We start from the raw sequence: 10805 nt of genomic DNA, 5'->3' as shown, positions 1-10805 counted from the left end.
AATACCTGCGTTCGGCCAGCGTGGTTAACGGGGCGCCCCAGATCAAAATCAAAAGCGAGGCGGCCTGACAGCCGGCCTGTTTTTTGCGGGTGTACACCCATCGGATCTGTTGAGCCGGACCTGTGGGAGCAAAGCTTGCTCGCGAAAGCGGTCTGACAGCCGACCTGTTTCTTGCGGGCGTAGCCCTATCCCAGTGTGGGAGCGAGCCTGCTCGCGATGTCAGCCCATCCACCCTCGATGCAACCGAGGTGCCGCTATCGCGAGCAGGCTCGCTCCCACAGGAGAAACGCGTTCGCCCAAAACCAGGCCGGCTGTCAGGCCGCCTCGCGGTGGACGTTGATTTCGGCGCCCCGTTAACCACGCTGGCCGAACGCAGGCATTGTGGAGTGGGCATCCCGGCATGGATGCCGGGATAGCCGCGCTGGGCCATGGATGGCCCTTCGCGGCGGGCCCACGGAGCAATGCCGGAGTGAGGGCACACCGAGCCTAAGCGAGGTGCCGAGTGGTGGGGCAGAAGCGTTTTGCTTACTTTTGCGCTGTTCAAAAGTGACCCGCCGTAAGGGCGGAACCCTAAGTAGCCGTTACCGCAGAAATGGATATACACACTCACAATAGCGCCTTCACAGCCAACCAGAATTTGTGGGAATGGTCGGACAAGGCCCCTAATTCGAGCCGAATTTTCCGACGAGTTCTGGCGGTTGCCGGGTGGGAAGGTCTCTCGTTAACCTTTTCCCGTCGCTGCCAATTCAGCGACCGGGCGTCGCGGCCCGCAAACTTGGTAATCCATTCCTTCCTTTGGAGTACCGCAATGTGTGACAAATCTCCATCCGCTTCAGAAACCAATAACGAGTCCCCATACTCCAGCCTTAACCCAAAACAGCTTGATGAAGCCGCCAAGCGCGCCCTCGACTATTACCTCGGCCCAAAGCCCGAAGCCAAAAAGAAACCCGCCTCAAACCAGCTATTCACCGTCGTGGACGGCATCGACACCGAATGCCTCCTCGCCAACCTCAGCGAAACCCTGGCCTCAGCCAACGCAACCGTCAGCGACCTGGCCTTCGAGCTTGAAGGCTCGCGACGGCATATCGCCTTGGGGGTACAGCAGTTGATTGAGTTGAGTGAATTACTGGCCAATCGTGTTCTGGACGAACGGGTACCAGTGCCGGAGGGCTAGAGAAGGGGTGCAAATCAGCCAAGGCGAACGCCGAACCTGTGGCGAGGGAGCAAGCTCCCTCGCCACAGGTTAAGTAGGGGGCTTCAGGACCGCGCCTCAATCCAACCCCAACTTCTTCAACCGATACCGCATCGACCGAAACGACAACTTCAACCGCTGGGCCGCCGCCGTGCGGTTCCAGCGGGTTTCCTCCAAAGCCTGGAGGATGAGTTTGCGTTCGACGTCCTCCAGATAGTCTTCCAGGTTATCGACCCGCATCAGGTCGGGGCTGCCTGCGTCGGTGGTGCTGATGCCCTCGGCCAGGCGCAGGTCGTGGGCTTCGATCAACTGGTGCTCGCAAAGGGTGTAGGCGCGTTCGAGCATGTTTTCCAGTTCCCGAACATTGCCCGGGAAGCGGTAGTTTCGAAGGGCGTCCAGGGCTTGGGGATGGAGCTTGACCGCGGGGCTGCCGGTGTTGGCGGCCAGGCGCTGGAGGGTGTGATTGGCGAGCGATTCGATGTCTTCGCGGCGTTCGCGCAGCGGCGGGACGCGCAGTTCGATGACGTTGAGTCGATAGTACAGGTCCTGGCGAAAGCGCCCGGCGGTGACTTCGGCGTCCAGGTCCTTGTGGGTGGCGCAAAGAATTCGTACATCCACCACTTCTTCCTGCTGGCCACCAACGGCCCGCACGGCTTTTTCCTGGATGGCGCGCAGCAATTTGACTTGCATCGCCAGGGGCAGGTCGGCCACTTCGTCAAGGAACAAGGTCCCGCCGTGGGCGGCCTGGAACAGTCCGGGTTTGTCTTCGATGGCGCCGCTGAAGCTGCCTTTTCGATGGCCGAAAAACTCGCTTTCCATCAGCTCCGTGGGAATCGCCCCACAGTTGACCGGCACAAAACGCTGGGCGGAACGCGGGCCTTGCTCATGGATCAACCGGGCGACCAGTTCCTTGCCGCAACCCGATTCCCCGCTGATGTAGACCGGCGCCTGACTGCGAGCGAGTTTTTCGATCTGTTTGCGGACGTTGTGCATCGGCGGGGAATCGCCCAGCAGACAGCGCTCGATGGACGCCGCCGGGATGGCGACCGACGGCAGGCGTAATGCGCTGGTGACCAGCTCACGCAGCCGACCCAGGTCGACCGGTTTGGTCAGGAAGTCGAAGGCGCCGGCCTTGAGGGCGTCGATGGCGGTTTCCAGGCTCCCGTAGGCGGTGATCATTGCCACGGGCAATTGCGGGTAGCGTTGCTGGATATGTTGCACCAGCTCCAGGCCAGTGCCGTCGGGCAGGCGCATGTCGGTCAGGCACAGGTCAAAGGTGTCTTCAGCCAGCAGGGCCCGGGCCTGGGCAAGGTTCTCGGCGCTGCGGGTGTCGAGTTTCATCCGGCCCAGGGTAATGTCCAGGAGTTCGCGGATGTCCGGTTCGTCATCGACGATCAGGATTCGTTGCCGTGAGCGCGTAGTCAAATCTGTTTCCGTCCGTGAGCAAAAGTGATGCGAAAGCAGCCGCCGCCTTGGCGTGGTTTGAAGTCTAGGCGGGCCTGGTTGCTTTCGCACAGCTCACGGGACAGATAGAGCCCAAGGCCGGTGCCCTGGCTGCTGGTGGTGAAGAAAGGTTCGAACAAATGCGCTTGCTGGTCCGGTGTCACGCCGGGGCCGTTGTCGATAATGTCCAGCGTGGACAGCTGGCTGTGGGGATCGATGAACAGCTTCAGCCAGACCTCGGCCTCTTCATGGGCCATCGCGCTGTGACGCCAGGCGTTGCGCAGGAGGTTGTCGAGCACCTGGGTCAACTGATCGGGGTCCATCAGCGTGAGGTAGTCACCCGGGTCGATGCTCAGGTGCAAGTGCTGATGCCCAGCCGCGTTTTCCCGGGCCTGTCGGACGAACTGGTCGAGCCAGATCCGCAGATCCAGGCGCTGCGGCGTGGTCTGCTGGCGGCGGGACAGTTGCAGGACGTTTTCAATGACGCGGTTCATTCGTTGGGAGTGATCCTGGATGATCTGCGTCAGACGCCGATCTGCGTCGTTCAGTTCCTCGGACTCGCGCAGCAATTGCGCCGCATGGCTGATCGCCCCCAACGGGTTGCGGATTTCATGGGCGATACCGGCGGTGAGGCGCCCCAGGGAGGCGAGTTTCAACTGCTGGGCGTGCTGGGCCACTTGGGCCAGGTCTTCGAGGAAGACCAGGATCTGATGCTGATCGTGATGCCCCAGGGCAATGAAACTCGGTTGCAAGGTCAGGCCGGTGCCGTTAATGGTCAGGCTTTGCGGACGCAGGCTGGGGTTGTTCAACCACAGCTGTAGCCGCTCCACCAGGGCGCCGGAGCAGTCGTCGAGCCGCTGGCCGACCAGGTCGTGCATGCCCAACAGGTTCAATGCGCTTTCGTTAGCCAATTGCACCCGGCGCTGGCGATCGAGCACCAGGATGCCGGTGCGCATGCGTTGCAGGATCAGTGCGTTGAGCGCTTCCAGACCGACTACTTCGCTGGCCCGTTGTTCGGCGAGGATTTCACTGGCTTCCAGGCGTCGGGTCAGGCCTTGCACCAGCAGCGCGGCGGCAAAACACAAGGCCCCCAGGGTACCGGCCTGCAGATAACTGCTGGGACGGCTCGAATCGCTGAGGTCAAGGAAGAAGCTCGACCCGACGATGCCCAGCGTAGCGACAGCGGCAATCAACAGGCCGATTCGGCCTCGCAACAACGTATTGCCGATGGCCACCGAGACGATGAGCAGGTTGCCGATGGCGCTGGGGGCGCCGCCGGCAGCGTAGAACAGCCACGACAACAACAGCACGTCGGTCAGAGCCAGGCCGAACAGCCGGGCTGGGCGGCGGGTATTTTCAAGAAACACCACCAGCAGGATATTCAGCACCAGGTACAACCAGCTGCCGCTGCGCAGCAAATCGTCGTTGGCGAACTCCAGCAGGCGGTTGTCCATGTTGCTGGAGATCAGCAGCACCAGGGTGATGCCGATGCTTAGACGGTACAGGTGATAGAGACGCAGCAGGCGCTGCGCCTGTTTGACGCGAGGGCTTGAGGCTTGCTCAGCGGTCACGAGTGCCCGGGCCTTGCTCGAGGTGAGCCTGGCTGCAATACCACTGTTGTTCGAGGGCCAGTGCCCGATCTCGCGGCAGGTGCACGCCGCAATGGGCGCAACGGACCATGGGTGGTGCGTCCTGTTCCCGAGGGGAGTTCGGCGCGGCAGAGGTCCCCTTGAACTTGCGCCACAACCATATCGCGGCGGCAATCAGGGCGATCCAGAACAGTAAACGAAGCATGATGGGCGGCTTTTTGGCTAATGATCAGGCAGTTTAGCCAAGGACAGGAACGGCGCACAGCGCTATAAAATCCAGGCACAAAAAAGGGAGACCCGCGGGCCTCCCTTTTGCTGGCACCTGGCCTCAGTCGAACAGGCCGAAGGTCATGTAGCTGAACCAGGAGCGATCGCTGGATTCGCTCTCAGGCTCTTCTTCTTCGAGCACGTCGCCATTTTCGTCCTTGGGCTTGAGCTCGTTTGGAATGGCTTCCTTGGCATCCTGGAACTGGCGCTGAACGTCCTGGTTGGCGCGGGTTTCGCCCGGCGGCAGAGGTGGACGGGATTCGATCAGGCCCAGGGTCGCCTTGCTCAGCCACGAACGGTTGTCGGCCTCGTCAACTCGTGGAGTGAACTGACCATCCTCCAGGGACGGGTGATCCGGGTAGTTGAGCTTGAGGGTTTCCAGGCTGGTGGCGGCCAGGTCGTCCAGGTGCAGGCGCTGGTAGGCTTCGGTCATCACTGCCAGGCCGTCGCCCACCGAGGGGGTTTCCTGGAAGTTTTCCACCACGTAGCGGCCACGGTTGGCGGCAGCGACGTAGGCCTGACGGGTCAGGTAGTAGTCAGCCACGTGGATTTCGTAGGCGGCCAGCAGGTTGCGCAGGTAGATCATGCGCTGCTTGGCGTCCGGCGAATAACGGCTGTTGGGGAAACGGCTGGTCAGCTGGGCGAACTCGTTGTAGGAGTCGCGCGCGGCGCCCGGGTCCCGCTTGGTCATGTCCAGCGGCAGGAAGCGCGCCAGCAGGCCGACGTCCTGGTCGAAGGAGGTCAGGCCCTTGAGGTAGTAAGCGTAATCGACGTTCGGGTGCTGCGGATGCAGACGAATGAAGCGCTCGGCGGCGGATTTCGCAGCTTCCGGCTCGGCGTTCTTGTAGTTGGCGTAGATCAGCTCCAGCTGGGCCTGATCGGCATAGCGACCAAACGGATACCGCGACTCCAGGGCCTTGAGCTTGGCCGTGGCGCTGGTATAGCTGTTGTTGTCCAGGTCGGTCTGCGCCTGTTGGTACAGTTCGACTTCGCTCAGGTTTTCGTCTACGACTTCCTTCGACGAGCAAGCAGCAGTCAATGCGAGGATGGCGATCAGCAGCAGGTGTTTCACTTGCATGGCGGCTTGCGTCCCTATGACGGCCGCTGTCTTGGGCGGGGCCGTCCTGTTATGATGAGCGCCCCGTTGAGAAGCCTCGGGGCAAAAGACGCCGTATTTAACCACAAGCGCGCAGCCGAAACCAAAGGCTGTGCCGACGCCTAGTCCGAGCATGTCCGATAAAATAGAACTTCGCGCAGAGGTGCCGTCCGAATTGGGCGGCCAACGCCTCGATCAAGTCGCCGCACAACTCTTCGCCGAGCACTCGCGCTCGCGCCTTTCCGCCTGGATCAAGGACGGCCGCCTGACTGTGGATGGGGCGGTGATCCGCCCGCGCGACATCGTCCATGGTGGCGCCATCCTCGAACTGACTGCCGAGCAGGAGGCCCAGGGAGAATGGGTCGCCCAGGACATTGCCCTGGACATCGTCTATGAAGACGACGACATCCTGGTGATCAACAAGCCTGCGGGCCTGGTGGTGCATCCGGCCGCCGGTCATGCCGATGGCACCCTGCTCAACGCCTTGTTGCACCACGTGCCGGACATCGTCAACGTGCCCCGCGCGGGTATCGTGCACCGCCTGGACAAGGACACCACCGGTCTGATGGTGGTGGCCAAGACCATTCAGGCGCAGACACAACTGGTCACACAGCTGCAAAGTCGCAGCGTCAGCCGCATTTATGAATGCATCGTGATCGGCGTGGTCACCGCCGGTGGCAAGATCAACGCCCCCATCGGCCGTCACGGCCAGCAGCGCCAGCGCATGGCGGTGATGGAAGGCGGCAAGCAGGCGGTCAGCCACTACCGTGTGCTGGAGCGTTTCCGTTCCCACACGCATGTGCGAGTCAAGCTGGAAACCGGTCGTACCCACCAGATCCGCGTGCACATGGCCCACATCAACTTCCCGTTGGTGGGCGATCCGGCCTATGGCGGACGTTTCCGCATTCCGCCGGCCGCGAGCATCACCATGGTCGAGTCGTTGAAAAACTTCCCGCGCCAGGCGCTGCATGCACGTTTCCTGGAGCTGGATCATCCGACCACCGGCAAGCGCATGAGCTGGGAATCGCCGCTGCCGGATGACTTCGTCTGGCTGCTGACGTTGCTCAAGCAGGACCGCGAGGCGTTCATCGGATGAATGACTGGCTGATACCCGACTGGCCCGCACCGGCCTGGGTAAAGGCCTGCGTCACTACCCGTACTGGCGGCGTCAGCCTGGCGCCGTTCGACAGCCTCAACCTGGGCGACCATGTGGGCGATGAGCCCACGGCCGTCGCTGAGAACCGTCGCCGCCTCACCGATCGATTTGCCATCCGTCCGGCCTGGTTGCAGCAGATCCACGGTATTACCGTGGTCGAGGCTGATCCGGCTCAGGTGGCCATCGCCGATGCCAGCTGGACCGCCACACCGGGTATCGCCTGCACGGCGATGACGGCGGACTGCCTGCCGGTGCTGTTCTGCAACCGTGCCGGCACTCGCGTCGCGGCAGCCCATGCCGGTTGGCGCGGGCTGGCCAACGGCGTGCTGGAAGCGACTCTCGACAGTCTCCAGGTCCCGGCCGACGAAATCCTCGCCTGGCTCGGCCCGGCCATCGGTCCGCAAGCCTTTGAAGTGGGGCCAGAGGTGCGTGAAGCGTTCATGGCGCAACTGCCTAGGGCGGCAGACGCCTTCGTGCCTGGCGACACTGCCGGCAAGTTCCTGGCCGATATTTATGCACTGGCCCGCCAACGGCTGGCGGCGCGCGGTGTCACGGCGGTCTATGGTGGCGGCCAGTGCACGGTGACCGACCCACGCTTCTTTTCCTATCGGCGCAACTCGCGTACCGGTCGCTTCGCCTCCCTGATCTGGCTCGACCGCTAGACTTCTCTGATCTGTATCAATAGCGCACTGCTTGAATCTTCCAGAATCGTCCACATCTATAGCGGTATCTGGCAGGTTTCTTCATTCAGGATGTTTTTAAGGTCCGGCCTGCTCAAAAGGAAGGTGACCCATGCGTATTGACCGTTTAACCAGTAAGTTGCAATTGGCCCTGTCCGATGCCCAGTCATTGGCTGTCGGCCTGGACCATCCCGGCATTGAGCCGGCGCATCTGATGCAAGCCATGCTCGAGCAGCAGGGCGGCTCCATCAAGCCACTGCTGATGCAGGTGGGCTTTGACGTGAGCAGCCTGCGTAAAGAGCTGGCCAAAGAGCTCGACCAGCTACCCAAGATCCAGAATCCGACAGGGGACGTGAACATGTCCCAGGATCTGGCGCGCCTGCTCAACCAGGCCGACCGCCTGGCCCAGCAGAAGGGCGATCAGTTCATCTCCAGTGAGTTGGTGCTGCTTGCCGCCATGGACGAGAACAGCAAGCTGGGCAAGCTGTTGCTCGGCCAGGGCGTGAGCAAGAAGGCCCTGGAAAATGCCATCAACAACCTGCGTGGCGGCGAAGCGGTAAACGACGCCAACCACGAGGAGTCCCGCCAGGCGCTGGACAAATACACCGTCGACCTGACCAAGCGTGCCGAGGAAGGCAAGCTTGACCCGGTGATCGGCCGTGACGACGAAATCCGCCGCACAATCCAGGTGCTGCAGCGTCGCACCAAGAATAACCCGGTGCTGATCGGTGAGCCTGGCGTGGGTAAAACCGCCATCGCCGAAGGCCTGGCCCAGCGCATCATCAATGGCGAAGTGCCGGATGGCCTCAAGGGCAAGCGACTGTTGTCCCTGGACATGGGTTCGTTGATCGCCGGTGCCAAGTACCGCGGCGAGTTCGAAGAGCGGCTCAAAGCCTTGCTCAATGAATTGTCCAAGCAGGAAGGGCAGATCATTCTGTTCATCGACGAATTGCACACCATGGTCGGCGCGGGCAAGGGCGAAGGCTCGATGGACGCCGGCAACATGCTCAAGCCTGCGCTGGCCCGTGGTGAGTTGCACTGCGTAGGCGCGACAACGCTCAACGAGTACCGCCAATACATAGAGAAGGACGCGGCGCTGGAGCGGCGTTTCCAGAAAGTGCTGGTGGAAGAGCCCAGCGAAGAAGACACCATTGCCATCCTGCGTGGCCTTAAAGAACGCTATGAGGTTCACCACAAGGTGGCGATTACCGATGGCGCGATCATTGCGGCGGCCAAGCTCAGCCATCGCTACATCACCGACCGTCAGTTGCCGGACAAGGCCATTGACCTGATCGACGAAGCCGCCAGCCGCATCCGCATGGAAATCGATTCCAAACCGGAAGTGCTGGATCGTCTGGAGCGGCGCCTGATTCAACTCAAGGTCGAATCCCAGGCCTTGAAGAAAGAAAGCGACGAAGCGGCGAAGAAACGCCTGGAAAGGTTGCAGGAAGAGATCGTTCGCCACGAGCGCGAGTATTCCGATCTCGAGGAAATCTGGAATTCGGAGAAAGCCGAAGTCCAGGGCTCGGCGCAGATCCAGCAAAAGATCGAACAGTCCCGCCAGGAACTGGAAGCGGCCCGCCGTAAAGGCGACCTCAACCGCATGGCCGAGCTGCAGTATGGGGTGATCCCGGATCTGGAGCGCAGTCTGCAAATGGTCGACCAGCACGGCAAGAGCGAAAACCAGTTGCTGCGCAGCAAGGTCACCGAAGAAGAAATTGCCGAAGTGGTGTCCAAGTGGACCGGCATTCCGGTGTCGAAAATGCTCGAAGGCGAGCGCGACAAACTGCTGAAGATGGAAAGCCTGCTGCACCAGCGCGTGATCGGTCAGGAAGAAGCGGTAGTGGCGGTTTCCAACGCCGTGCGCCGGTCTCGAGCCGGGCTGTCGGACCCTAACCGTCCGAGTGGCTCGTTCATGTTCCTCGGCCCGACCGGTGTCGGTAAAACCGAGCTGTGCAAGGCGCTGGCCGAGTTTCTCTTCGACACCGAAGAGGCCATGGTGCGCATCGACATGTCCGAGTTCATGGAGAAACATTCCGTGGCGCGGCTGATCGGCGCACCACCGGGCTATGTCGGCTATGAAGAGGGCGGTTACCTGACCGAGGCTGTGCGACGCAAGCCGTACTCGGTGATCCTGCTCGATGAAGTCGAGAAGGCCCACCCGGATGTGTTCAACATCCTGCTGCAAGTGCTGGAGGATGGTCGTTTGACCGACAGCCACGGACGCACGGTGGACTTCCGCAATACCGTGATCGTGATGACCTCCAACCTGGGCTCGGCGCAGATCCAGGAGCTGGTGGGTGATCGCGAGGCGCAACGCGCGGCGGTGATGGATGCAATCTCCACTCACTTCCGACCGGAGTTCATCAACCGGGTGGACGAAGTGGTGATCTTCGAGCCGCTGGCTCGTGATCAGATCGCGGGCATCACCGAGATCCAGCTGGGACGTCTGCGCAGCCGCCTGACCGAGCGCGAGCTGAAGCTGCAATTGAGTGACGAGGCACTGGATAAGCTGATCGCGGTGGGTTACGACCCGGTCTATGGCGCGCGGCCACTCAAACGTGCCATCCAGCGCTGGATCGAAAACCCGCTGGCACAGTTGATTCTGTCCGGGCGCTTCATGCCGGGCGAAACCGTGACCGGCACGGTGGAGAACGACGAAATCGTCTTCAACTGAAAGCCTGCGGATCGGGTGATTGGAATGGCCTCGCACTGCGAGGCCATTTTTTTCATCAGGCCGTTGAACTCAAAGGAAAAGGCTTGTAAAGTGCGCCCCGCAGTACGTCACCCCCAAGGGCCACTTCTCTGTGAGAAGCAACCCGAAATAAGTTGCAAATCATTGTCTTGAAAGCAATTTAAGGGGTTGACAGAGGTTTTTAAGATTGTAGAATAGCGCGCCTCAGACACACGAACGCAGCGATGCGAACGGGTAGAAGAGGTTGAAGCTGGCTTCAATGTTGTAGCTTCAAATAGCAGTAACTTGAAATATCAGTTCCGTGATAGCTCAGTCGGTAGAGCAAATGACTGTTAATCATTGGGTCCCAGGTTCGAGTCCTGGTCACGGAGCCATTTCAATCGGGGTATAGCGCAGTCCGGTAGCGCGCCTGCTTTGGGAGCAGGATGTCAGGAGTTCGAATCCCCTTACCCCGACCATTTTTGGGTCGTTAGCTCAGTTGGTAGAGCAGTTGGCTTTTAACCAATTGGTCGTAGGTTCGAATCCCACACGACCCACCATTTTTGAAACCAGTTTGCTGGAATCGAATCTTAAGATCAGAGGCCAAAAGCGCTGATCGAGGAAGGCGACTTGCGAAGGTCGCCTTTTTTTTACCGGGGTATAGCGCAGTCCGGTAGCGCGCCTGCTTTGGGAGCAGGATGTCAGGAG

At 60.9% G+C, this 10805-nt stretch carries 8 protein-coding genes and 3 tRNA genes; 7 read left to right on the top strand and 4 right to left on the bottom strand.

The features are described from left to right. Positions 1-808 precede the first annotated feature (808 nt). Complete coding sequence (locus GSM73_RS19620) at positions 809-1174, top strand: DUF6124 family protein (RefSeq protein WP_139051190.1); 366 nt, start codon at positions 809-811, stop codon at positions 1172-1174. A gap of 96 nt (positions 1175-1270) precedes the next feature. Here the strand turns inward: GSM73_RS19620 and GSM73_RS19615 are convergent, their stop codons facing one another. From GSM73_RS19615 to GSM73_RS19600, 4 genes are all read right to left on the bottom strand, one after another. Beyond that, positions 1271-2617 carry a sigma-54 dependent transcriptional regulator gene (locus GSM73_RS19615; RefSeq protein ID WP_076386371.1) on the bottom strand — a complete coding sequence of 449 codons (1347 nt, stop codon included), beginning with the start codon at positions 2615-2617 and terminating at the stop codon, positions 1271-1273. After that, on the bottom strand, positions 2614-4206 hold the full coding sequence (locus GSM73_RS19610) for a nitrogen regulation protein NR(II) (RefSeq protein ID WP_160893595.1): 1593 nt from the start codon (positions 4204-4206) through the stop codon (positions 2614-2616). The genes GSM73_RS19615 and GSM73_RS19610 overlap by 4 nt, the downstream gene beginning before the upstream one ends. After that, positions 4196-4429, bottom strand: coding sequence for a PP0621 family protein (locus GSM73_RS19605; RefSeq protein ID WP_047229875.1), 234 nt, complete (start codon positions 4427-4429; stop codon positions 4196-4198). The genes GSM73_RS19610 and GSM73_RS19605 overlap by 11 nt, the downstream gene beginning before the upstream one ends. Before the next feature lie 123 nt (positions 4430-4552). Beyond that, complete coding sequence (locus GSM73_RS19600; protein ID WP_047229874.1) at positions 4553-5569, bottom strand: outer membrane protein assembly factor BamD; 1017 nt, start codon at positions 5567-5569, stop codon at positions 4553-4555. A gap of 151 nt (positions 5570-5720) precedes the next feature. Here GSM73_RS19600 and rluD point away from each other — a divergent pair, with 151 nt between their 5' ends. The 6 genes from rluD (at position 5721) to GSM73_RS19570 (ending at position 10657) form a co-directional block, all read left to right on the top strand. Continuing rightward, entirely contained in the window at positions 5721-6683 is a 963-nt protein-coding gene (gene rluD, locus GSM73_RS19595) for a 23S rRNA pseudouridine(1911/1915/1917) synthase RluD (protein ID WP_047229873.1), read from the top strand. Continuing rightward, positions 6680-7405: a peptidoglycan editing factor PgeF gene (gene pgeF / locus GSM73_RS19590; protein ID WP_160893593.1), complete on the top strand. Its 726-nt coding sequence runs from the start codon at positions 6680-6682 to the stop codon at positions 7403-7405. Before rluD ends, pgeF begins: the two co-directional genes overlap by 4 nt. 130 nt (positions 7406-7535) lie before the next feature. Then, a complete protein-coding gene (gene clpB / locus GSM73_RS19585) occupies positions 7536-10100 on the top strand; it encodes an ATP-dependent chaperone ClpB (RefSeq protein WP_047229871.1) in 2565 nt (854 codons plus the stop codon). A 316-nt stretch (positions 10101-10416) separates the two neighbouring features. After that, positions 10417-10492 (top strand) — tRNA-Asn (locus GSM73_RS19580). Between the two features lie 7 nt (positions 10493-10499). Further along, positions 10500-10576 (top strand) — tRNA-Pro (locus GSM73_RS19575). 5 nt (positions 10577-10581) lie between these two features. After that, positions 10582-10657, top strand: a tRNA-Lys gene (locus GSM73_RS19570). Positions 10658-10805: the final 148 nt, after the last annotated feature.

It is taken from the genome of Pseudomonas sp. PICF6 (assembly GCF_009831705.1).
GTDB lineage: Bacteria > Pseudomonadota > Gammaproteobacteria > Pseudomonadales > Pseudomonadaceae > Aquipseudomonas > Aquipseudomonas rhizophila.
The sequence above is the reverse complement of the archived record's forward strand: the minus strand, read 5'-3'. Positions and strand labels throughout refer to the sequence as shown.